Annotated in this window: 15 protein-coding genes and 1 pseudogene; 7 read left to right on the forward strand and 9 right to left on the reverse strand. The window is 54.6% G+C overall.

Going from position 1 to position 23,904, the window contains the following annotated elements:
- Positions 1–178: 178 nt before the first annotated feature.
- On the forward strand, positions 179–3,370 hold the full coding sequence (locus tag NDQ72_16450) for a Mur ligase family protein (protein WKD27617.1): 3,192 nt from the start codon (positions 179–181) through the stop codon (positions 3,368–3,370).
- A 114-nt stretch (positions 3,371–3,484) separates the two neighbouring features.
- On the opposite strand, the gene rluB is transcribed toward NDQ72_16450, so the two are convergent.
- The 6 genes from rluB to purL form a co-directional block, all read right to left on the reverse strand.
- On the reverse strand, positions 3,485–4,357 hold the full coding sequence (gene rluB / locus NDQ72_16455) for a 23S rRNA pseudouridine(2605) synthase RluB (GenBank protein WKD27618.1): 873 nt from the start codon (positions 4,355–4,357) through the stop codon (positions 3,485–3,487).
- On the reverse strand, positions 4,344–5,144 hold the full coding sequence (gene scpB, locus NDQ72_16460; protein WKD27619.1) for an SMC-Scp complex subunit ScpB: 801 nt from the start codon (positions 5,142–5,144) through the stop codon (positions 4,344–4,346). The genes rluB and scpB overlap by 14 nt, the downstream gene beginning before the upstream one ends.
- Positions 5,141–6,118: a segregation/condensation protein A gene (locus NDQ72_16465; GenBank protein WKD27620.1), complete on the reverse strand. Its 978-nt coding sequence runs from the start codon at positions 6,116–6,118 to the stop codon at positions 5,141–5,143. Before NDQ72_16465 ends, scpB begins: the two co-directional genes overlap by 4 nt.
- A 111-nt stretch (positions 6,119–6,229) precedes the next feature.
- Entirely contained in the window at positions 6,230–8,059 is a 1,830-nt protein-coding gene (locus NDQ72_16470; GenBank protein WKD30427.1) for a DEAD/DEAH box helicase, read from the reverse strand.
- A gap of 1 nt (position 8,060) precedes the next feature.
- Positions 8,061–8,852, reverse strand: coding sequence for a crotonase/enoyl-CoA hydratase family protein (locus tag NDQ72_16475; protein ID WKD27621.1), 792 nt, complete (start codon positions 8,850–8,852; stop codon positions 8,061–8,063).
- A 227-nt stretch (positions 8,853–9,079) separates the two neighbouring features.
- Positions 9,080–13,006: a phosphoribosylformylglycinamidine synthase gene (purL, locus tag NDQ72_16480; GenBank protein ID WKD27622.1), complete on the reverse strand. Its 3,927-nt coding sequence runs from the start codon at positions 13,004–13,006 to the stop codon at positions 9,080–9,082.
- A 165-nt stretch (positions 13,007–13,171) separates the two neighbouring features.
- Here purL and mltF point away from each other — a divergent pair.
- Positions 13,172–14,642, forward strand: a pseudogene (gene mltF, locus NDQ72_16485) (membrane-bound lytic murein transglycosylase MltF).
- Between the two features lie 46 nt (positions 14,643–14,688).
- Here the strand turns inward: mltF and tadA are convergent.
- Positions 14,689–15,120, reverse strand: a complete 432-nt coding sequence (gene tadA, locus NDQ72_16490; GenBank protein ID WKD27623.1) for a tRNA adenosine(34) deaminase TadA — start codon at positions 15,118–15,120, stop codon at positions 14,689–14,691.
- A gap of 131 nt (positions 15,121–15,251) precedes the next feature.
- Here tadA and NDQ72_16495 point away from each other — a divergent pair, with 131 nt between their 5' ends.
- Positions 15,252–16,076, forward strand: a complete 825-nt coding sequence (locus NDQ72_16495) for an acyl-CoA thioesterase II (GenBank protein ID WKD27624.1) — start codon at positions 15,252–15,254, stop codon at positions 16,074–16,076.
- A gap of 76 nt (positions 16,077–16,152) precedes the next feature.
- Here NDQ72_16495 and NDQ72_16500 read toward each other — a convergent pair whose 3' ends face one another.
- Both NDQ72_16500 and rpmE read right to left on the reverse strand, forming a co-directional pair.
- Complete coding sequence (locus tag NDQ72_16500; GenBank protein WKD27625.1) at positions 16,153–17,424, reverse strand: malate dehydrogenase; 1,272 nt, start codon at positions 17,422–17,424, stop codon at positions 16,153–16,155.
- 484 nt (positions 17,425–17,908) lie between these two features.
- A complete protein-coding gene (gene rpmE / locus NDQ72_16505) occupies positions 17,909–18,124 on the reverse strand; it encodes a 50S ribosomal protein L31 (protein ID WKD27626.1) in 216 nt (71 codons plus the stop codon).
- 19 nt (positions 18,125–18,143) lie between these two features.
- Here rpmE and NDQ72_16510 point away from each other — a divergent pair, with 19 nt between their 5' ends.
- The 4 genes from NDQ72_16510 (at position 18,144) to hslV (ending at position 23,903) form a co-directional block, all read left to right on the forward strand.
- Positions 18,144–20,528, forward strand: a complete 2,385-nt coding sequence (locus NDQ72_16510; GenBank protein WKD27627.1) for a primosomal protein N' — start codon at positions 18,144–18,146, stop codon at positions 20,526–20,528.
- Between the two features lie 156 nt (positions 20,529–20,684).
- A complete protein-coding gene (gene argS / locus NDQ72_16515) occupies positions 20,685–22,370 on the forward strand; it encodes an arginine--tRNA ligase (GenBank protein ID WKD27628.1) in 1,686 nt (561 codons plus the stop codon).
- 3 nt (positions 22,371–22,373) lie between these two features.
- Complete coding sequence (locus NDQ72_16520) at positions 22,374–23,159, forward strand: SPOR domain-containing protein (GenBank protein ID WKD27629.1); 786 nt, start codon at positions 22,374–22,376, stop codon at positions 23,157–23,159.
- Positions 23,160–23,369: 210 nt separating this feature from the next.
- A complete protein-coding gene (hslV, locus tag NDQ72_16525) occupies positions 23,370–23,903 on the forward strand; it encodes an ATP-dependent protease subunit HslV (GenBank protein ID WKD27630.1) in 534 nt (177 codons plus the stop codon).
- Position 23,904 lies beyond the last annotated feature (1 nt).

Genomic DNA, 23,904 nt, shown 5'->3' on the forward strand with positions numbered 1-23,904 from the left:
TTGGCAAGTTCTTTTAAAGCTGATTAGCAAAACTTCTAATTAACCCAGAAAAAGCATGGGTTGCTACTCTCCGGCGCTAATGACACGCACTAATTAAAATGTGATATTTAAGCCAAACATAAAGCGTTAACGCACCATACCCATGTGTTTTCGCGACGTTAACAAAGAGAAGCACAGCATGCGCCAGCAACCAACAGTGAAAAAGCCTACCGCCGCACGTAGTGCCCAACCAAAGGCCAAACAGCCTCAGGTACGCAGCCTGATCAAGCAGCACCCCACAAAAAAACTCTCAGAGTTAATTGTGCAGGCAAAAGCGCCACTGGAAGCAGAGCTGTCGAAAGCCCATTTATCAGTAAACAAATCACTTACCCTATTTTTATCATTCACGGATGGCTTGCAACGAGCAACCGTGGTGCAGTTTTCAGGTAAGCATCTAGCCGAGGTGTGGAAAAAGCTCGCCGACTGGCAACAACGAAAATTTAAAGAGTCGCCTAAGGTACGCTGGCTACGTATTGACTGGGTAACCGGAACGCGGGCCATGCCATGGGCCGACTGCCTAAAAGAGATGCAAAGCGTAAAGCGCAACTATTTCCGCTATGGCGTCTGTCTAGATACCAACTTCCGCTACGCCTTTCTTGAGCAAGAACTCAACGCAAACGCCATGCTGTACCTAGGTGGCAATCAGCCAAAAGCCGCACTGAACAAGAAAAATTTTCTCAGCTATGGTGTGAAGCGCTACGGTAAGCACTTCTCATTACCAGCCCTCCAAGATCAAGCCCTGCTGTTCACCACCCAAGCCATTTTAGTGCAACCCGACAAACCGCATGAACTGCTTCACGGCTATAGCGGCGGTCAAGAAGGTCGCAATACCGGGCGGCGAATTATCGAGCAGCTAGACCCTGCTCAGGTTACCTCATTAATTCAGCAATCCAGCCAATTCCTGGCAGAGCAGGTCGATGCAAAAGGCCGCTTTATTTATGGCATTCACCCCTGCTTCGACAGAGAAATCAACGCCTACAATACACTCCGCCACACCAGCACCACGTACTCAATGCTTGAAGCATGGGAAGTCACCCAAAGTAGCGAGTTAAAGTCTGCAATAGACCGCTCTATGGAGCACTTAACGAGCCAATTAATTCGCCAATATACCTTACCTTCTGGAGAAACCCTCGCTTACTTACAAGACAGCAACAACGAAATAAAGCTCGGCGGCAACGCGGTGTGTTTGCTTGCCCTTGTTAAGTACACAGAGCTTACTAATGACCAGCAATACTTGCCGCTTATGGAGCAGCTAGCGCTCGGCATACAGCACATGCAGCACCAGGCCACTGGCCAGTTCAATCACGTTTTAAATGCCGACGATCTCAGCATAAAAGAAGAGTTTCGCATCATATACTACGATGGCGAGGCCGCTTTCGGCCTAATGCGCCTATACGGCCTTACTAAAGACGAACGCTGGCTAAACACCGTTGTAAGCGCTTTTGAGTATTTTATCGAAAAAGACCACTGGAAAACTCACGACCACTGGCTTAGTTACTGCGTCAATGAATTAACGCTTTACCGACCAGAAGAGCGTTACTACCAATTTGGTATCAAAAACGTTTCAGGGCATCTTAATTTTGTGATGGGACGTATTACGACTTTCCCAACGCTGCTTGAATTGATGATGGCAGCTCACAAAATGATTACACGCCTGGAAACTAGCAAGCAGCATCAACATCTGCTGGAGCAAGTTGATCTTAAGAAGTTCTACCGCGCATTAGAAGCACGGGCACACTACCTGCTCAATGGTTTTTTCTGGCCAGAATTTGCTATCTACTTTCAGAACCCGCAGCGCATCATGGGTAGCTTTTTTATTCGTCACCACAGCTTCCGTGTACGTATCGATGATGTGGAGCACTATTTGTCGGGGTATGTTGCGTTCTTGACCCACTATCTAAAAGCGCCCTGCGCCCCCTCCCCCGTGGTCAACGACCGCGCCTGGAATGCCCATCACATAGAAGCAGCCACAGGGGGGCGCTGGCTTCGACGGCCTACACACGACTGGTTCTTCGCAAAGGGAGTTAAGTATTTCGCTCCGAGCGTTTGTGGTGGCGACCTTGTGGTTGTGAGAGGCGAGGATGAGAAGGTCGGCGTTCTGCCAAGTCGCGTGAGCACCTTACCAACACCAGCAGGTATCATGGTGAGCTCATCCTCATCATCCACGCTGGCGCTAGAAAGCAACGAACTCCCAATACTTGAGGTCGACAACATCGGGGAGGCAATCTTAGCCCTTGGCCGCTATGCTCGAAATCAGATGAGCGGTGTTGTTGTTGGAGTGACTGGAAGTTCGGGTAAAACGACGGCCGTGGCCATGCTGGCACATGCTCTAGCAACCCGAGGTGACGTTTATGCTAGTGCACACAATGCAAATTTACCGCATGGCGTTGCCTGGAACCTATCTTCAGCTGGATGGGATTTGCCACACCTAGTACTAGAAATGGCAGTCGGCAGAATGCCGACCAGTTCCAGAATGGCACGGCCGCATGTTGCTGTTTTCCTGAACGTCCATCCGGCGCATATAGGTAGCTCACACACAGTGGCTGATATTGCTCGCGTCAAAAGCGCTATTTTCGAGGGGATGTCACCGGGTGGGGTTGCTGTCATCAACCGAGATATGCTCGAGTTTGAAATGGTCTACTCGGCCGCGATTAAGAACAAGCAACGCGTCATATTGTTTGGCGAACACGAGCAGAGTGACATACGACTGATTAGCTATGACAACGTAACGCAGGTTGCCACATTGTCACGTTACGGCGGCCCACAGGAGAACATGAAAATTGGAGCAGCTGGCCACCATATGGCCTTGAACAGCCTTGCCGTAATAGCCGTCACGACGGCATTGGACTATCCGTTAGCACCAATACTAGAACGCTTAAAAACATTCCGCCCACTGCCCGGCCGTGGAGAGGAAAAACTGATTCGTTTTAAGGGTCGCCAGTTCACACTAATCAATGATGCCTACAATGCCAATCCAGGCTCAATGGCCGCAGCACTGGATCGACTGGGACACCTCACTGTTGAAGGACAACGAATTGCCATTCTGGGGCAAATGGAAGACCTGGGACCATCAGCCGAACACTACCACACAGCACTTTTAGAGGCTGTCGAGCGCGCTAAAATCGACACACTGTATGTCGTTGGCCCCCATTACCGAACATTTTGGGAGCGTTTGCCTACTGCGCAGCAAGGCGCCCACGTGGCGTCTATTGAGGCATTAAAAACAGTGCTGGCAGATACCTTCAACAATGGCGACGGTGTACTCGTAAAAGGCTCGAACAGCACAGGCATGCATAAAATCGTTGCCTGGTTGGAAAGCGAGACTCCTTGAAAGCAGCATACACACAAAGCATCAAAGCCCGGCTGAACTAAGCACGGTAGAAAAGCCAAATGTGATGCTTTACTTTTCTGCCGACTTGCTGCTCAGAACAGCCAAGGGGAGCAGTTATTCGCGACGCTTAGGCTTGCGCATAGCTTGAACCGGACGGCGTTTGTGCTTATCACGGCTCCAGCGGTTTTTCTCGTCGGGTGTTAGTGCTGGCACCTTGCGAGTTTCCAAGTTTGCTAATGTGGCTAGGTCGTCGACCTCATCCTGGGAGAGCTCAACCCACTCGCCTGCTTTAGCGCGCTTATCAAGGAAGATGTTGCCGTAGCGCACCCGCTTCAGACGGCTAACCGTTAGCCCCTGAGATTCCCACAGGCGGCGTACTTCACGGTTACGACCTTCTAAAATCACCACGTGGAACCAGGTATTAATGCCTTCGCCACCAAACTCTTGTACGTCAGTAAAGCGCGCAGGACCATCTTCTAACATGACGCCATCAACCATGGCGACAATATGCTCGCGCTTGACTTCACCCATCACGCGAACCGCGTACTCACGCTCTACCTGGGTCGAAGGGTGCATTAGCCGGTTTGCAAGCTCGCCGTCTGTGGTGAATAGCAACAAGCCGCTCGTGTTAATATCCAAACGGCCAATGGCAACCCAGCGCTCGCCTTTCAGACGCGGGAGACGCTCAAACACCGTGCGACGCCCTTCTGGGTCTTTGCGCGTGCACAACTCTCCTTCCGGCTTGTTGTACATAATCACACGGCGGGGCACTTCCTCTTCGGGGCGCAGCGACACAGGGCGATCATCAAAACTGACCTTGTCGCGGGCTTCTACTCGGTCGCCTAACTTGGCTACCTGGCTATTAACCTTTACCCGGCCGTCGGAAATGGCAGTTTCCATTTCACGGCGTGACCCCAGCCCTGCCCGGGCCAGTACTTTTTGCAGCTTTTCACTGGCGGGGGGCGTGGTGTTATTACTCTGACTCATGGTCGTCTGACCTCACATCGTTAGTCTGCGTGCGCGCATCATCATCGTTACGCTGCGCACGTGCCGCTAAGCGCGCCTCTAAATCGGCAAAACTCAGCGGCTGGGTTAACGCCGTCTCGGCGTGTTTATCAGCTATCTCTGCTGCAGCAGTCTCAGCTGAAGCTATCTCTTCACTCTGGGGTGGCGCATCCTGCACGGTTTCTGGCGTTTCGTCCAGTGCTGGTTGTGCTTCATCTTGCTCAATAACCGTATCGCTATCATCGGCATTGACCAATTCATGCATCGGCGGCAATGCATCCAAGGTTTTCAAGCCAAAATCATCTAAAAAGCTGCGGGTGGTGGCATAAACGGCTGGTCGCCCAGGCACATCTCGATGGCCTACCACGCGAATCCATCCCCGCTCCATTAGCGTACGGATAATAGAGCTGCTAACACTTACACCGCGCACGTCTTCGATATCACCCCGCGTCACCGGCTGTCGATAAGCAATCAGCGCCAATGTTTCCAACAATGCCCGGGAGTATCGCTGTGGCCGCTCATCCCATAGGCGCGACACCCAATGAGAGAGTCGTGGGCGAATACGCAGCTGAAATCCTGACGCGGTCTCTACTAGCTCCAGCGCTCCTTCTTCATGGCGCAGGACAAGGCGGGACAACGTATCGCGCAGTGCTTTTTTAGACGGACACTCGTCTTCTAAAAACAGCGTTTCAAGCCGCTCTAGAGAAAGCGGCTCGCCAGCGGCAAGTAATGCCGCTTCAATAATATCGTCTAACGTGGTGTCTCTCACGGCGACTCCTCGTCAGGCTCAAATGCTGACTCCTCAAACGCGTACTCTTCAAACGCAGACTCTGAGACGTCATCGCCTGAGTCAGCCTCTTCAAATGCGCTCTCTTCTTCTCCATCCGTGAGGGCCGCACGCCGCGCACGCACATGAATGGGCGACAGTGGCGCGTTCTGTACAATTTCGATCATGGCTTCTTTGGCTAATTCTAAAATGGCCATAAACGTAACAACGACTCCAGCACGCCCCTCTTCCAGCGTAAACAACGCTTCAAACGGGGTATAGCGCTGATGGTCCCCGTCGTGACTTAACTGCTCCATAATTTTCAGCATGCGTTCGCGGGTAGAGAGTACCTCGCGGCTGATTTGGTGGGCTTGCGCCAGCTCAGCGCGTTTCAGAATATCCGACAGCGCCCCAAGCAGCTCATCTAACCCTACATCGGGATGAATTACCCGCGCCTCTAACGGGGGCAGACCCGCCTGTACACTAAACCAGTCACGCCCTACCCGAGGCAGCGTGTCCAACGTTTCAGCGGCTTCCTTTAAGCGCTCATACTCTTGCAGACGGCGAATCAACTCAGCCCTGGGATCTTCTTCCTCTTCGCCTTCTGCCTTCGGTGGGCGCGGCAGTAGTGTGCGGGATTTAATTTCCGCCAGCATAGCCGCCATTAACAAGTACTCTCCGGCCAGCTCAATCTCCATGGCTTTCATCAGTTCCACATACTCAATGTATTGATGAGTGATGGTTGCCACATTGATCGTCAAAATATCCAGGTTCTGACGGCGAATAAGATAGAGCAGCAGATCAAGCGGCCCTTCGAAGGCCTCTAGAAACACGCGTAGCGCCTCTGGCGGTATATAGAGATCCTCCGGCAACTGCATGATGGGCTCATCAAACAGACGCCCAAGCGCTTCCGCTACCGGTTCGGCAGTTGGCTCAATAAGTTCGTGATCAACGGGGGCGTTTGGCGTCTCGCTCACGCGGGGCGTGTTCCTTTTTAGTTAAACATCCATGGTTAGTTGAGCGCCCATGGTTAGTTAAATGGCTATGCTCGCCAGTGTAACAGCGTGTCACCTATCGAGGCATTATCGCTAGCCTGCCTCAGCCGCCTTGCGATAACGCCCTTGGTAGTCAAACAGCTTATCGCGAAGCTTCCAGTGCCGCCCGACTTTACGCCCCACAACAAAATCGGGATGGCGCAGGCGGCGCTGCTCTTCGACCACTTCGGTCGGCGAAGCAGGCTGCCACTTAGCGCCTGGGGCACGCAGGTGGTTACGTAAAAAAACAGCATAAAATGCCCGCCGCTGAGCAGGCGTTTCCAGCGCAAACCACTCTGCCAAGCTCGCGCCATCTTCATCGTGATAGGTCACTTTTAGGCGTGGTAGCCCCCGCCCATTGGTCGTGGCCTCTAACTGCATACCGCTGACTCGCAGCACTTTGGCATCTTTTAATTTGAGTGCGTCTTTGAGCTTATCGTCGGCATCCACCAGCAGTTGCTCGCAACCATGACATCGGCGGGCGGCAATATCATTCTCAGCGCCACACTGCTCACAAACTTTAAAGCGAAAGCGAAAATCACACTGTTTTTGATCGGTGCCCTGCCTGCCCTTGCCCGGCTTAGCGGGCGGATTGGGATTGTCTACCAGCCCCTGGCAGCGGCGGCCAAAATGCTCAATCACCAGTTCTCCATCACGCTTACCCCAGAACAGATTGGCATGGCCACACGCCGGGCACTCAACCTGGACCGGTTCGCTGTCGCTGTCTGGTTTTGGCTCGCCGACTTCTGGCGCATAAAGGTCCCAGGGATTACCAGCGAAATCCAACACTAGGCAGTTGGTTTTATCCGGCGATAAACGCAGCCCTCGACCAACAATCTGCTGGTAAAGGCTCACCGATTCCGTGGGCCGCAGAATAGCGATTAAATCCACATGGGGCGCATCGAATCCTGTGGTTAGCACGGCCACATTAACTAGAAACTTAAGCTCACGCGCCTTGAACGCCTCAATCAGAGAGGCGCGCTCTTGGGAGGCCGTCGCGCCGGTAATCAACGCCGCTTGGTCCGCAGGTAAGTAGCTGATGATTTCTTCAGCATGAGCGACCGTTGCGGCAAAAATCATCACCCCTTGACGTTCTTCAGCGTACTCAACCACCTGCTGAATAATCCTTGGCGTAGCACGGCTACCGGCAACAACGCGATTGAGCTCTTCCTCACGAAACAGCCCACTGGGCGCAGGGGCCAAGGCAGAAAAATCGTAGCCTTCAATGGCCATATCCAGCCGTTTTGGCGCTGCCAAAAAACCTTGCTTCACCATCAATCGCAGCGGCTGTTCAAAGACGCAGTCGGCAAAGAAGCACGCTTCATCACCGCGCACCATGCCGTGGTGATGGCGGTGGTAGATAAACCCCTGCCCCAACCGAAACGGCGTAGCGGTTAAGCCGAGAATTTTTAGCTGCGGATTCTGACGCCGAAGATGCTCAATCACTTGGCGATAGCTAGCATCTTTTTCCAGCGATACTCGGTGGCACTCATCAATCACCAATAACGTAAAACTGGCGTCACTGAAGCGCTCCAGATTACGCACCACCGACTGTACCGAACCAAATACCACTTGTCGGCTGGCTTCTTTACGCTTAAGACCTGCGCTGAAAATATCTGCCTGAAGCCCGTAGGCTTGGTACTTGGCATGATTTTGCTCAACCAGCTCACGCACGTGGGCCAGCACCAGCACACGGCCACGGGCTAGCCTAGCCAGCTCAGCAATCACTAACGACTTACCGCTCCCAGTGGGTAATACCACCACTGCAGGCGCGCTGCTGGCACGGAAGTGGCCCACCACGCGCTTTACGGCCTCCGTTTGGTAGGGGCGTAAACGGGGTGGTGAACCAGAAATGGGATCGCTGGAAGGGCTGAATTGAGGCATGTCAGTCGAAACGCGGGGCGCGACGCTCCATTCGTGCACTCACCGCCTCACGCTGCTCGGCACCGGCTAAAAGCTGCTGCTGCAAATGCGCTTCGAGGGCTAGTCGATCACGAGGGGCTAAATCCGGGCTGCGTGCAAACAGCTCACGAGCCGCAGCGACGGCACGAGGTGAGCGCGAAGCAATAAGCGCAGCGGTTTCCCGGGCGGCTTCCAGGGGCGTATCGCTCAGGCGGCTGCCCAAGCCCAACTGATAGGCCTCCTCCCCGGACACCTTGCGCCCACTGATCGCCAGCTCCTGAAGTACATCCTGGCGCAGCCCCACGCCCGTCACGCTAATGGCCATATCGGGAATGATGCCCCAATCAATCTCCAACAGCGCCAGACGTGCGCGGGGGTGGAGAATACGAATATCGGCGCCCAAGGCTATCTGCAAGCCGCCGCCGTAAACATGCCCGTGCAGAGCAACTACCACGGGAACGCCCGCCTCGCGCCAGCCTAGAGCCAAGCGCTGAACCGGATTGATACCCGCTTCGTCGGGCGCCAGCAGGGTGGGCAGCCGTTCCGCCTCGCTCATGATCGACGCCATATCGAGCCCCGCGCAAAAGCTGTCACCATCGCCACTCAAGACCACCGCACGCAGCCCAGCGAGCTGGGTCAGGCACTGTTGGGCTGCCAACAGACCATCAATCATGGCCCAATCCAGGCCATTGTGGTGGTCAGGTCGTGACAACATGACCTCAGCCACGTGGTCAGCGAAGGTCAGAGTCACACGTTCATTGAGGATTTGATGCATTCGGGCTCCCAGAAGATTCCTTTGGCTCGCCATCGATGGGCGATAGCTGAGCTTGTGAAGTAGTGCGCTTATGATGTGATAAACGCGCTTGTGAACTGAGTGTGGCGCGAAGACGAAGTATTTTCAAACGAACGTTTCATTCTATCGCAACTACCACCAAGATCACTTCTCCACCACAGGAAAAAAAGCGGCCCGCAGGCCGCTTTTCTTTAGCATGGCAAGGCGTATCAGCCCAGCCATACACGGGCGTTACGGAATAAACGCAGCCAAGCGCCATCCTCAGTCCATTCGGCCGGACGCCAGGAGTTGGTGACCGCGCGAGTCACCCGCTCTGGGTGAGGCATCATAATGGTCACACGGCCATCCGGTGTGGTTAGGCCGGTGATTCCTGACGGCGAGCCGTTAGGATTAGCTGGGTAGCGGGTTGTTACTTGACCGTAGTTGTCGATATAACGCAGCGCTATCTGGCTGCTGGACTGCATACTGCGCAGATGCGCGGTATCACGGAACTCAGCACGTCCTTCGCCGTGGGCCACAGCAATCGGTAACTTAGAGCCTTCCATACCCGCCAGCAGAATCGACGGGCTTTTCTCTACCCGCACCATCGCTACACGTGCTTCGAACTGCTCAGATTCGTTACGCTCAAACGCAGGCCAGCTTTCAGCCCCCGGAATCAGTGTCTTTAGCTGCGAGAGCATCTGACAACCATTGCACACGCCCAACGAGAAGCTGTCATCACGGGTGAAGAAGTTGGCAAACTGCTCACGGGCACGCTCATTGAACAACACCGACTTTGCCCAACCGCCGCCAGCGCCCAGCACGTCGCCGTAAGAGAAACCACCGCAGGCGACTAAGCCTTTGAACTCATCAAGCGAAACACGCCCTTCCAGGATGTCACTCATGTGCACATCCACTGCGTCGAAGCCCGCTTTATGGAACGCCCAGGCCATCTCGACCTGACCATTAACGCCTTGCTCGCGCAGTACAGCAACAGCAGGCTTGGCCGTGTTGATAAACGGCGCGCTGATATCATCGTTGATATCAAAGCTAGGCGCGGCACTTAGGCCAGGGTCACGAACATCCAGCAGGCTATCGAATTCATTCTTGGCGCATTCGGGGTTATCACGCAGTGCCTGCATGCGGTAGCTGGTTTCCGCCCAGGTGCGCTGGGTCAGCTGGCGTGTGGTTTCCAGCAGCGGCTCTTCAAACAGCGTTACCCGCACCTGGTCGTCATAACGGGGACGCGCAATAACACCGCAGGTTTCGATACCCGCCACTGCAAACTGGGTGAGCACTTCTTCAGTGTGCTCACGGCTCACCTGAATGACCGCACCCAGCTCTTCAGAGAACAGCGCATTGAACGCTTCCACCGGCTCATCAATCAGCCAGTCCAGCTTAATCTCAAGGCCTGCATGGGCAGCAAAGGCCATTTCCAATAGCGTGACCAGCAGGCCACCATCACTACGGTCGTGATAGGCCAACAGTTTGCCATCGCGGTTGAGCCCCTGAATGACCTCGAAAAATGCTTTCAGGTCTTCTGGGTCATCAACATCAGGACAGTCATTACCGACTTGACCATAAACTTGCGCCAGCGCAGAACCACCTAAGCGGTTTTGGCCATTACCCAAGTCGATCAGAATCAGGTCAGATTCATCCTGCTCTAGATTGATTTGCGGTGTCAGCGTCGCCAACGCATCGGTCACTGGCGCAAACCCCGTCACCACCAGCGAAAGCGGCGATGTGATGCTCTTTTCGTCAGCCTCATTGCCTTCCTGCCAAGCAGTGCGCATTGACATGGAATCCTTACCCACCGGAATGGCAATGCCGAGTGCCGGACACAGCTCCATACCGACGGCATGTACAGCATCATAGAGCGCCTGATTTTCACCGGGATGGTCGGCAGCGCTCATCCAGTTCGCTGAAAGCTTAATATCCGACAGTTTGGCAATGGGCGCCGCGGCTAAGTTAGTAATCGCTTCGGCAACCGCTAAGCGAGCACTAGCAGCAGGATTAATCAGTGCCACTGGCGGACGCTCGCCCATCGCCATAGCTTCACCAGCGTGGGTGTCGAAGCTAGCAGTGGTCACGGCCACATCGGCCACCGGTACCTGCCAAGGGCCAACCATCTGATCGCGGGCGACTTGGCCGGTAATTGAACGGTCGCCAATGGTAATCAAAAAGCTCTTCGATGCCACGGTTGGCAGGCGCAACACCCGATCCATCGCTTCGCGTAGATCCAGGTTGTCGAGCATAACGCCAGATAGCTCAGGGGTTTGACGTTCAAACGAGCGCGTCATCTTCGGCGGCTTGCCAAACAACACGCTCATCGGGAGATCGACCGGCTTGGTATCAAAATGGCCGTCACGAACTTCCAGGTGATGATGCTCCATGGCCTCGCCGACCACCGCATAGGGGCAGCGTTCGCGTTTGCACAGTGCGTCAAAGGTAGCTAAGTCATCAGGGGCAACGGCCAGCACATAACGCTCTTGGGCTTCGTTACACCAAATTTCCAGCGGGCTCATACCCGGTTCAGCATTAGGCACTGCACGCAGGTTGAACAGGCCACCGCGATTACCGTCTTTGACCAGCTCCGGTAAGGCGTTGGAAAGCCCGCCTGCACCTACATCGTGAATAAAGCGAATCGGGTTTTTATCGCCCAGCGCCCAACAGCGGTCGATGACCTCCTGGGCGCGACGCTCAATTTCCGGGTTTTCCCGCTGCACCGAGGCAAAATCCAAGTCCGCGCTGGACTCGCCTGATGCCATGCTAGACGCTGCACCACCACCCAGACCGATCAGCATGGCCGGGCCACCCATCACGATGAGCTTGCCACCAACGGGGATCTCCCCTTTCTGCACATGGTGAGCACGAATGTTGCCATAACCACCGGCCAGCATAATCGGCTTGTGGAAGCCGCGACGCTCGATACCATCGTCGCTCAGCGTATCCTGCTCATAGGTACGGAAGTAGCCCGTCAGATTAGGTCGGCCAAATTCATTGTTAAACGCCGCACCACCGATGGGGCCGTCCAGCATAATTTGCAGCGCTGACTGCATGCGCTCTGGCTTGCCGTAGTCAAACGCTTCCCAGGGCTGTACGAACTCGGGGATACGCAGGTTGGATACGGTAAAGCCCGACAGGCCGGCCTTCGGCTTGCCGCCGATACCGGTCGCCCCCTCATCACGAATTTCACCGCCAGAACCGGTCGCCGCGCCAGGGAATGGTGCAATCGCTGTAGGATGGTTGTGGGTTTCCACCTTCATCAGAATGTGGATGGGCTCTTGGTGGGCGTCGTAGCTGGCCCGCTCCCCCTCAGCGCCAGTCAGTGGCGTGGGGAAGAAGCGCCCTCCCTGGCTACCCTTGATCACCGCCGCGTTATCGCTATAAGCCGAGAGTACGTTATCCGGCGAGGTCGCAAAGGTGTTCTTAATCATCTTAAACAGCGAATGGCTCTGGGCTTCACCATCAATAACCCAGTCCGCGTTGAAGATTTTGTGGCGGCAGTGCTCCGAGTTCGCCTGGGCAAACATCATCAGCTCGACATCGCTAGGGTTGCGACCAAGCTCAATAAACGCAGCCACTAGATAGTCGATTTCATCGTCGGCAAGCGCCAGCCCTAATTCTCGGTTGGCTGTTGCCAACGCTTCGTGGCCGCCTTCCAAGATATCGACACTGCCCAGTGGCGCAGGGGTATGATGAGCAAACAGTTTGACCGCATCAGCAACGTCAGCCAGCACGTTCTCCGTCATACGGTCGTGCAGTAACGCGCTGATCGCGTCTAACTGTTCAGCGCTAGGCTCACTGCGCAGCGCTACCCGATAATCGACACCACGTTCGATGCGATCAATCTGGTGCAGCCCACAGTTATGAGCAATATCAGTTGCTTTAGAAGACCATGGCGACTGGGTGCCTAAACGCGGCACAACCAGGAAGCGCTGGGCGTTTTCAGGAATGTCTTGGCTTGCGTGGCTGCCATAATCAAGCAGCTTGGCCAAACACTCCTGGGCAGCATCATCCAGTGTCTCGCGGTGGTCTATGAAGTGGACGTAATGGGCGGACAACGCCTCCACCTCGGGAACACGTTCACGCAACACCGTTAACAGCCGTTCATGGCGGAAGGCAGAAAGGGCAGGTGCGCCTCGCAGTTCGAGCATATCTGGGAGCCTCTAAAGCAGGAAGAGTTCGTGCGGGAAATCAGTGGGCCGCAGCGCGGCAATCTCACTATGATACTGGAAAGCGGCGGCCACACGAAATCAACAAGGTGACAGCATCTCTCAGGCTGGGTATCGTGACAGCTTGTTTCATGCCGACAAGACGCCATGCTGACGTTGATTTGCCGACATTTTATAACGCGTTATCGCGCTTATTTTGCAGTCATTGTTACGCTTTTCTTAGCGTTAATTCCGCGCGCCACCACGCCGGTACCGCAAGGTGAGCACCTCGCCCAGATCATCGCGAAAGAATTTATTACTATTCATACCCGTAACACACCAACCACTTACTATGAAGGCCGCCAAGGCCCCACTGGCTTTGAATATGAGCTGATGCATCGGTTTGCTGACTATTTGGGGGTTAGCTTAAATCTCAATGCAAGCCACCATCCTGAAAGCGTGCTGCCAGCCGTACGAGAACAAGGAGACCTAGGTGCTGCGGCGCTCCCCTTGCTGCCAGATTCACCCGGCATTCATTACACCCGCTCAATTATTCAGATGCAGCCACTGGTGGTTTATCGTCGTGGCTTGAACGGCATAAACGAGCCAAAAAATTTAGTTGGTTTGGAATTAGGCACGCTTAGCGAAGCAGGCACCAGCCAATCACTCCTCGCCCTTCAGCGCGACTACCCAAGCTTAAGCTGGAAAGAGTCTCACGAGCTTGAAGTAGCAGAACTGCTGGCGCGGGTGGAAAACGGCACGCTGGATGCCGCAATTATTTTTGATCATCAGTTTCGTCTCAATCGGCTTTTTTTTTCCTAACGTCGAGCGCGGTTTCTTGCTAGGAGAGCCGCTATCATTAGCCTGGGCGGTGCCCAGCGGGCGCGGACTGGGGCTATTGGAAACTGCCAATCAGTTCCTCCAAGAACTGCAGGAAAATGGCACGCTGGAGCAGCTCGTCAGCCGCTATTTTGGCCATGATGATTATTTGGAGTACGTGGGAACACGCACATTTTTAGCCCATCTTGATGAACGCCTGCCAACCTATAGCGAGCTTTTCAAAAAGGCTGCTCGAGACACGGGGTTTGATTGGAAACTGCTGGCTGCCGTGGGCTATCAGGAATCTCACTGGGACCCTAACGCAGTGTCTCCCACCGGGGTGCGCGGCCTAATGATGCTCACCAACCCAACCGCCAGCGAGATGGGCGTCGCTGACCGCACTAATCCTGCCCAGAGCATTGATGGTGGCGCCCGCTATTTACGCAGCATTAAAGATCGTCTGCCAGAGAGCATTGTCGGCAATGACCGGCTCTACATGGCGATGGCGGCCTATAACGTGGGACTTGGACACCTATACGATGCCCGCAAGATCGCCGAAATGCGCGGCGGCAACCCAGACAGCTGGCAAGATGTCCGTGCAGCGCTGCCCTTACTTCAGCAACGGGAATGGCACAGCCAAACTCGCCATGGCTATGCACGCGGCGGTGAGCCGGTGATCTATGTACGCAACATTCGCCGCTACTACGAGATGATTGAGTACGTCGAACGCAGTCGCCAGCAGTTTTTCCAATTGGGACAAACGCTGGTTAGCGATGAGCCTCTGTTACTCTTTGATATTATTCCACCCGTGGAGCAATGATTGACTGCTACCCACAATACCGCCACTCGTTGACGATAGTAGCGGGCTAACGTTTCGTAGCAAAAAACTGTTTTAGCAATTTTTTTGCCGGCGTTGCCAGCACGCCACTAGTGACGGCTACTTGATGATTGAACCACGGCTGAGCAAGCAGGTTAGCTTTTGATTCGACCATCCCCGTGCGCGGCTCTGCCGCACCATAAACCAAGCGTGCTAATCGGGCATGGACCATGGCACCCGCACACATCATGCATGGCTCAAGCGTCACAAATAGTGTGCAGCCCTCTAAGCGGTAGTTACCTACCTGCTGCCCCGCCGCTCTCAGCGCGCCAATTTCCGCGTGACCGCTAGGGTCGCAACTCGCTACCGGTGAGTTTCGCCCTGCTCCTATAATGGTACCCAAAGCATCCACCACTACGGCCCCCACCGGCACCTCACCCTCTTTAAAGGCAAGGTGTGCTTGGTCAAGCGCTCGGTGCATGTAAAATTCGTCGCTGCGTATCAAGACAAACTCCGCTAAGGTAGCAAAACGATCGTTTTAATTGTGCCATAGCCGCAAAGATACCCTGGCAAACATTAGCGGCCAAACGGACAGCACTAAGGATACCGAGAATGAACGATGCGCTGAAGTTACTGGTAAGCTTACTAGAGCTGGAAACACTTGAAGAGACGCTATTTCGTGGCCAAAGCCAAGACCTCGGCTTCCCACAGCTCTACGGCGGCCAGGTATTAGGCCAAGCATTAGCAGCGGCGGCCCGCACCGTGCCCGATGATCGCCGCCCACACTCACAGCATGGCTATTTTCTGCGTCCCGGCGACCCTCACCGCCCTGTCGTCTACCAAGTAGACACGATTCGCGATGGTGGTAGCTTTACTACTCGGCGCGTTACCGCTATTCAAAAAGGGCGCCCGATTTTCTTCTGTAGCGCTTCGTTTCAAAGCGCCGAAGAGAGCATTAGCCACCAGCGCACCATGCCCCACGTGCCTACGCCAGAAGCGTTAATCGAAAGTGGAGATGTAAAGCATGCGCGTTTCCCAGGTCATCCTATCGAGTTTCTGCATTTAAAAGGCAATCCAGACAATGCATCGCCTGCAGGTCAGTGCCTATGGTTTCGCCTAGCGGGCGGAACGCTGCCCGATGACCCAGCCCTGCATCGCCATCTGCTTTCCTACGCATCGGACTTCAACCTGCTAACGACCGGACTGGTTCCCCACGGCATCAAGTTTACCGATCCCAAACTGCGCATCGCCAGCCTGGACCATGCCCTGTGGCTACACGAAGACCCCCGTCTGGATGACTGGTTACTCTACGTGATTGACTCTCCCTGGGCTGGCGGTGCCCGTGGTTTAGCGCGCGGTCATATTTACCAACGCGATGGTCGCTTAGTGGCCTCTACCGCTCAAGAAGGACTGGTGCGTTACCCGCAACAGCACTAAAGCGCACCGGTTCGCAAAAACACCGACGCCCGCTATCAGCGGGCGTCGGAGGATACATCAACGTGCGCTATAAAGTTTACGCACCGTAAACGTCATTAATTGTTTTGAGCGGATAGTGCGCGGGATAAGGCTTACGCGCCACACCTGAGTCTACGGCTGCCTGAGCCACCGCCGAAGAAACTCGCTCTAGCAGGCGAATATCGACCGGTGTCGGAATAATGTACTCACGCCCAAAACTCATCTCGGTGCGCTCGTAGGCGTCTAACACTTCTTGGGGTACCGGCTCTCGAGCTAGATCCTTCAGGGCGTGGACAGCAGCCAGCTTCATGGCTTCATTAATGCGTGTCGCCCGAACATCCAAAGCACCTCGGAAAATAAACGGGAAACCCAATACGTTATTTACCTGATTCGGGAAATCCGAACGACCTGTGGCCATGATCACATCAGGACGTGCCTCGCGGGCCACAGCCGGGTGAATTTCCGGATCTGGGTTAGTACAGGCGAAAATAACCGGGTCTGCGGCCATTTTTTTCACTTGCTCGGCAGAAAGCAGCCCTGGGCCTGAAAGACCAATAAACACATCAGCACCGTCGATGGCATCGTCTAGCGTGCGCATATTGGTATGGCGGGCGAATTCAGCTTTATACTCGTTAATGCCATCGCGATCAGCGTGAATAACACCGCGACGATCAAGCATCACCAAATTCTTTTTACTCGCGCCACAAGACACTAGCAAACGCATGCAGGCAATCGCTGCTGCCCCCGCGCCCATGCAGACAATCTTCACATCTTCAATACGCTTATTGGCAATATCCAGCGCATTAAGCATACCGGCAGCGGTCACAATGGCCGTACCATGCTGATCATCGTGAAATACTGGAATACTGCAGCGATCAATCAAGGCTTTTTCGATTTCAAAGCATTCGGGTGCTTTGATATCTTCCAGGTTAATACCACCCCAGGTATCCGCAATGCGCGCCACCGTATCGATAAACGCCTGAGGGCTTTCAGCATCCACTTCAATATCGACTGAGTTAATGCCTGCAAAGCACTTAAACAGTACGCCCTTACCTTCCATAACCGGCTTACTGGCCAGCGGACCAAGGTTACCAAGACCTAGAATGGCAGTTCCGTCAGAAATGACAGCGACCAGATTCCCTTTACCAGTGTAGCGATACGCGTTTTCCGCCTCACGGGCGATTTCGCGAACCGGCTCAGCAACGCCAGGGCTATACGCCAGCGCCAGATCACGCGCGGTAGCTGTGGGTTTGGTTAACTCCACAGATAGCTTACCGGGAATCGGTTTAGCGTGATAATCCAAAGCCGCTTGCTTATTTGCATCCATCATGGTCAAGGTCCAATCAGCCTAAAGTAGAAAAGTCACTCCAGAATATAGAAAAAACCCATGCGCCTCAAGCACGTAGTAAACTTTGCAGAAAAACAGTTGTTTCAACCCCGTTTCCAACATGTTCGTAACTTTTCAACACCATTTGCTGCAACTTATAAATGAACGCGATAGCCATAAAGGTTTGCTTATTGATGCAATGCGGCATTTATGAAAATAAATTCCATTAAAAATTATAAAAAACCAGTTTTTTCCACAGGCCTATCTATGCAGAAGCGGTTGTGGAAAAGTATCTATTTAAAGCATCTGCTAGAAGCATCCATGGATGCATCATTACTAGGTAGAATAAGCCTTCAAAAGGCCTATCAGGCAAGGAAGGGAAAGGAAAATGGAAAAAGCGTGCCTCTGAGAATAAAAAGCCCACGCCGTAGCGTGGGCTTATATTGCAAACACATTGTGTGTTTGCAGCAGCGCAAATCCGTTAGGATTAGCCGCGCTTAACGGCAGCGCCGAAACGCTTGTTAAAGCGTTCTACACGGCCACCAGTGGTCGCTTGCTTCTGCTTACCAGTGTAGAACGGGTGGCAGTTGGAGCACACGTCCAGAGAGAAGTCCTGACCAGAGGTAGAACCAACCTGGAAGCTTGCACCGCAAGAACAGCTAGCGGTGACCGTGTTGTAATTCGGGTGGATACCTTGTTTCATCTTGAGCCTCATGAGCTGTATGCCGCCACCTGATCCGTTGCCAGGCACCGCATACGGGTTTGAAAAAACTGCTAACCGGTTAACCGCTCCATCCTATAGATTCAGAGCGGCCGCGCATTCTAGCAAACTAAACGCCGGAGGCCAATTGTCCGATTCTGTTTCTAACCAGGCACGCCCTCAAGGCGAGTCCTCAGCACCTTTTCAAGTGCTAAAAGTCGCTCTACCATCACCGCTGCGGCGTTTATTTGACTACTTACCAACATGCCAACCACCCGCTTGTGGCTGGCAGATAGGCCTTAGAGTACGCGTCCCCTTTGGCCGCAGAGAAGTGGTCGGCGTGGTGGCAGAACTTGCCAATGGCAGCGAACTGCCTCACGGGAAGCTACGCGCTATTAGCGAAGTGCTCGATGACGCCCCCCTGCCCAACGACTGGCAGTGGCTATGCCATTTTGCTGCGCGTTATTATCAGCACAGTTTAGGCGACACAATGCAGCTGGCCATGCCCGCTCGGCTGCGCCAGGGCCACCCAATGGGAGGGCGAACGCAGACCCTGTGGCTGCCGCTATCACCTGGGGACGACCTGCCGCTTCAGCGAGCACCGAAACAAGCCGAGCTGTATGCCCTGCTGCGTCAGCATCCACATGGGCTGGCTGGTCGAGCAATCACTGCTCATGGCTTCACCCGTGAACAGCTGCTAGCCTTGCAAAAAAAGGGCTTCGCCCGTGCCCAGGAAACCACGCTAACCGCAACACCTTCCGCTGGTGGCAACCTGCTGGCCTCACCATCACTGCCGCTGAACAGAGAGCAGGCCTCGGCACTTGCCGTATTGCATGAAAAGCTCGATAGCTACCATCCTTGCTTACTTGAAGGCGTAACCGGAAGCGGTAAAACCGAAATCTACCTTCAGCTAATTGAAGCCCTCGCCGCTAAGGGCAAGCAGTCTCTGGTGTTGGTGCCTGAAATAGGCCTCACGCCTCAAACCCTGGCGCGCTTTAAGAGTCGCTTTAGGGTACCGGTAGTGGCGCTACACTCGGGGCTGACCGACCTGGAGCGCCTGGATGTATGGGAAGCCGCTGCCAATGGCCGCGCGCTAGTCATTATCGGCACCCGTTCGGCTATTTTTACGCCACTCAAAAGCCCAGGGGCCATTATCGTCGACGAAGAGCATGATGGCTCCTATAAACAGCACGACGGGCTTCGCTACCACGCCCGGGACTTAGCCGTTGCCAGGGCTCATTACCACAACATCCCCCTGCTGTTAGGCAGCGCCACGCCTTCTTTTGAGAGTTTGCAGCAAGCGCTTTCCGGCCACTATCGCCATCTGCGCCTCACCCAACGTCCCAGCCGACACCCACCAGCCAAGCTTGAATTGATTGACCTACGTCATCAGCGACGCCAGGGGGGGCTTCTGCCCGGCGCCATCACCGCTATCAAAAACACCTTAGCGTCAGGCAAGCAGGCGCTGGTTTTTATTAACCGACGGGGATTCGCACCAACGCTGGCTTGCCATAGCTGTGGGTGGATCGCCGAGTGCGGACAGTGCGACTCGCGCATGACGCTGCACCGCCAGCCTGCCCTTTTGGCCTGCCACCATTGCGATAGTCGGCGCGCGCTACCAGACGCTTGCCCCGAGTGTGGCAGCGGCGACCTGCGCGCCCTGGGCAGCGGCACCGAACGAACGGAAGAGACGCTGCAGGGATTGTTCCCAAACGTCACCGTTCACCGTATCGACCGCGACAGTACGCGTAAAAAAGAGAGTTTTGAGCAGATACTCAAAGAGATCCAACGAGGCGAGCCATGCTTGCTCGTCGGCACCCAAATGCTGGCGAAAGGCCATCACCTGCCCCATGTCACGCTGGTCGTCGTCGTTAATGCCGACGGTGGACTTTACGCTGCTGATTTTCGCGCGCTGGAACACAGCGCGCAGTTGCTGGAGCAGGTCGCCGGTCGCGCTGGGCGTGCCGCTCATCCAGGGCGGGTTCTGGTACAAACGCTGCACCCAGATGACCCGCACTTGGGCCAACTTGCGGAGCACGGTTATGGCGCACTCGCCCGCAGCCTTTTGGAAGAGCGCCGCCTCGCTATGCTGCCGCCTTTTTGCTTTATGGCATTGCTACGCATTGAAAGCCCCCATGAAGAAGCTGCCACTGCTTTGGGCCAGCAGGCTGCTCAAGCACTTCACCAATGGTTAACAATGGTAAAACTACCGGTGCGCTGCCTAGGCCCCGTTCCAGCTCCCATGGAGCGCCGCCAAAACCGTTATCATGTGCACATCATGCTGGCAGCAGACAAACGTAGCCAGCGCCATACCGCTGCTAACTGGCTGGTACAGTGGTTAGAAGCCAATCGTGAGGCGCGCAAAGTCCGATGGTCAATCGACATTGACCCGCAAACTCTCGCGTAGAGTCTCGCGTAGAGATAGACATATCGTGGGCCATTGGCTCGCCCTGTAACGTAATACGGCTTTGAAACTGCGCGCCAATTGCCGATAATGACCGCTTTGCCGCTGCCTAACATGAGCGCATGCACACGCCGCCACTGACGACATTCGGATATTTAAATGAAAGACACAATTGTTACTTTGCTAGAAGGCGCGATTGACGCGCTTAAGCACCAAGGCGTGCTGCCCGACGATCTACAGCCGACGATTAAAGTTGACCCCACTAAAGATAAAGCACACGGCGACTACGCCACCAACCTAGCCCTTATGCTGGCGAAGCCCGCAGCAAAGAAGCCGCGCGAGCTAGCCGACCTACTGGTCGCCGCCCTCCCTGCGAGCGATGCCATTCAAAAAACCGAGATTGCTGGCCCCGGCTTTATTAATTTTTTTGCTGCCACAGATGCGGCCGCTCAAATTGTTGCTCAGGTGCTCGATAGCGGCGATGCCTTTGGCCGCAGCCTGATTGGCAAGGGCGAGAAAGTCCAGGTGGAGTTTGTTTCTGCCAACCCGACAGGACCTCTTCATGTTGGCCATGGCCGTGGCGCAGCAATAGGCGACTGTATTTGCCGCCTGTTAGAAGCCACCGGCTACGATGTGACGCGCGAATTTTATTACAACGATGCCGGCGCCCAGATCAAAAATCTGGCGCTTTCTGTTCAAGCTCGCGCCAAGGGCCTTGGGCCAGATGACCCCAGCTGGCCAGAAGACGGCTACCGCGGCGAGTACATCGTTGATGTGGCCAATGACTACATGGCAGGCAAAACGGTGGCAGCCGATGACCGTGAAGTCACCGCTAAAGCAGATGCTAATGACCTAGATGCCATTCAGGCCTTCGCTGTCGCTTGGCTACGCCGAGAACAGGATTTAGACCTGAAAGCGTTTGGCGTTGAGTTTGACGTCTACTTCCTTGAGTCATCGCTTTATCAAGACGGCAAAGTAGACGCGACCGTTGAGAAGCTCGTTGCGAATGGCCATACGTACGAAGAAGACGGTGCCATGTGGCTGCGCACCACTGACTTTGGCGATGACAAAGACCGCGTGATGCGCAAACGGGAAGGTGGCTATACCTACTTCTTACCGGATGTGGCCTACCACCTGAATAAGTGGCAACGCGGCTTTAAAACCGTGATTAATGAGCAAGGTGCTGACCACCACTCCACGGTTACCCGTGTTCGTGCTGGCTTGCAGGCACTGGAGGTCGGCATTCCCAAAGGCTGGCCCGACTACGTTCTGCATCAAATGGTGATGGTGACCCGCTCAGGTGTAGAGGTAAAACTTTCCAAACGTGCTGGTAGCTATGTCACCGTGCGCGACCTGATTGATGAAGTTGGCCGTGATGCTACCCGCTTCTTCCTGGCCGCACGCCGGGCGGATTCGCAGCTTACCTTTGATATCGACTTGGCGCGCTCGCAGTCGAACGATAATCCGGTGTATTACATTCAATACGCCCATGCGCGGGTATCCAGCATGCTGCGCAAAGCCGAAGATGCAGACCAGCCATTCAACCACAGCGTCGCTCTAGCTAACCTCGCACTGCTCGATAGCGACCAGGAAAAGGCCGTGCTTAATCGCTTGGCACGCTACCCAGAAGTGGTTGAAAACGCCGCTAAAAATCGCGAGCCCCAGCAGGTTGCTCAGTATCTATTGGATCTTTCGGGTGATTTCCACACCTGCTACAACGCCGTTAAAGTCATGGTCGAAGACGATACCCTGCGCAACACACGCTTAGCTCTTGGCCTAGCAACCAAGCAGGTGCTTCGCAACGGCCTTGATCTTATGGGGGTTAGCGCCCCAGAGGAGATGTAAGCGATGGCCAGCCCAAAAGAGAAGCCCGCCCGCCGAGGCGCAACCTCTCAGCGCAAAGCCAGCAAAAGCTCAGGTGGCGGATTCAAAATTCCTGGCTGGCTTTGGGGGATAGCAGGTTTAGCGGCAGGCTTCTTCCTAGCACAGCATCAACATGGCACCGCTCCTTGGCAAGAGCAGGAAGACACGCCCCAAGCGACTGTCTTGCCTAAGCCTGCTGACAGCGATGAGCGCAGCGCTGCGCGTCAAACAGAAACCGTCGCTGAGCCATCAATGCCAACGTTTGAGTTCTACACGCTGCTGCCAGACACAGAAGTCATTGCTCCAGGCGTGTCACTGCCATCAACCGTGAACCGCCCTGAAGCAGCAGCACAGCAGGAACAAACGACGGCAAGTAACAACGCGACAACTAACCAAACAACGACAAGCAACGAAACAACGACAAGCAACGCAAGTGCGCGTCAGAACGATGACCCTATTGCTCAGGTTATTGCAGCTAATATGCGCCCTGAAGAGCAAGTGGCCGCTGCCCAGCAAGCGCCTGCCAGCAACACGCCTAACCGCTACATGCTACAGGCCGCGTCGTTTCGGGAGCTAAGCGATGCCGAGCAGTTGCGTGGCCGTCTGCGCAACTTAAGCCTGCTGGCCCAAGTTAGCGAAGTAAAGGCTAATGGCGATACTTGGCACCGTGTTCAAGTAGGCCCTTACGAAGATACTCGTGAGCTTAACCGCGCCCAAGACTTAATGGCCACACAAGGCATTGAGCCACTGCTGATCCAACTGCAGAACTAGTCTAACCACAGACTACGTTAACCAACGGGCTAGGCAGGCTTTCACCGTCATAAGCCCCGTTAAAAAAACAGTTTATCTAACAGCTTTATTTAGCGGGCGGTTGATTTTTTATCAGCCGCCCGCATTTTGTTGTGAATCGCTTTTTATACGGTCTTTTAAAATGGCCGATCAGTCATCGGGAGCATGTGTCTCCCCCAAGGAGTTATCTCCATGACCACTATTGTATCCGTACGCCGCGGTAATCAGGTTGCCCTTGCAGGCGACGGCCAAGTATCACTGGGCAACACCGTAATGAAAGGCAATGCGAGTAAAGTACGCCGCCTGTATCGTGGCAAAGTACTCGCTGGTTTTGCTGGCGGCACCGCCGATGCCTTCACCCTGTTTGAGCGTTTTGAAGCGCAGTTAGAAAAATACCAAGGACACCTCACCAAAGCAGCGGTTGAGTTGGCCAAAGATTGGCGCACCGATCGAGCGCTGCGCCGCCTGGAAGCGCTACTGGCCGTGGCGGACCACAGTGCCTCGCTGATTATTACCGGTAACGGTGATGTGGTTGAGCCTGAACGCGGCATTATTGCTATTGGCTCTGGCGGCAACTTTGCCCAGGCAAGTGCCCGCGCACTATTGGAAAACACCGAGCTTTCTGCTCGTGAAATCACTGAAAAGTCTCTCGAAATCGCCGGCGACATCTGCGTATTTACCAATCACCACGTGACGCTCGAAGAGCTGAACATCAACGACCGTTGAG

It is taken from the genome of Halomonas sp. KG2 (assembly GCA_030440445.1).
Classification (GTDB): domain Bacteria; phylum Pseudomonadota; class Gammaproteobacteria; order Pseudomonadales; family Halomonadaceae; genus Vreelandella.

What these genes read in the sequence shown, in the direction of transcription:
- NDQ72_16450 (WKD27617.1), top strand. Translation starts at nt 179, where the DNA reads ATGCGCCAGCAACCAACAGTGAAAAAGCCTACCGCCGCACGTAGTGCC.
- rluB (WKD27618.1), bottom strand. Translation starts at nt 4,357, where the DNA reads ATGAGTCAGAGTAATAACACCACGCCCCCCGCCAGTGAAAAGCTGCAA.
- NDQ72_16470 (WKD30427.1), bottom strand. Translation starts at nt 8,059, where the DNA reads ATGCCTCAATTCAGCCCTTCCAGCGATCCCATTTCTGGTTCACCACCC.
- NDQ72_16475 (WKD27621.1), bottom strand. Translation starts at nt 8,852, where the DNA reads ATGCATCAAATCCTCAATGAACGTGTGACTCTGACCTTCGCTGACCAC.
- purL (WKD27622.1), bottom strand. Translation starts at nt 13,006, where the DNA reads ATGCTCGAACTGCGAGGCGCACCTGCCCTTTCTGCCTTCCGCCATGAA.
- tadA (WKD27623.1), bottom strand. Translation starts at nt 15,120, where the DNA reads ATGCACCGAGCGCTTGACCAAGCACACCTTGCCTTTAAAGAGGGTGAG.
- NDQ72_16495 (WKD27624.1), top strand. Translation starts at nt 15,252, where the DNA reads ATGAACGATGCGCTGAAGTTACTGGTAAGCTTACTAGAGCTGGAAACA.
- NDQ72_16500 (WKD27625.1), bottom strand. Translation starts at nt 17,424, where the DNA reads ATGATGGATGCAAATAAGCAAGCGGCTTTGGATTATCACGCTAAACCG.
- rpmE (WKD27626.1), bottom strand. Translation starts at nt 18,124, where the DNA reads ATGAAACAAGGTATCCACCCGAATTACAACACGGTCACCGCTAGCTGT.
- NDQ72_16510 (WKD27627.1), top strand. Translation starts at nt 18,144, where the DNA reads ATGCCGCCACCTGATCCGTTGCCAGGCACCGCATACGGGTTTGAAAAA.
- argS (WKD27628.1), top strand. Translation starts at nt 20,685, where the DNA reads ATGAAAGACACAATTGTTACTTTGCTAGAAGGCGCGATTGACGCGCTT.
- NDQ72_16520 (WKD27629.1), top strand. Translation starts at nt 22,374, where the DNA reads ATGGCCAGCCCAAAAGAGAAGCCCGCCCGCCGAGGCGCAACCTCTCAG.
- hslV (WKD27630.1), top strand. Translation starts at nt 23,370, where the DNA reads ATGACCACTATTGTATCCGTACGCCGCGGTAATCAGGTTGCCCTTGCA.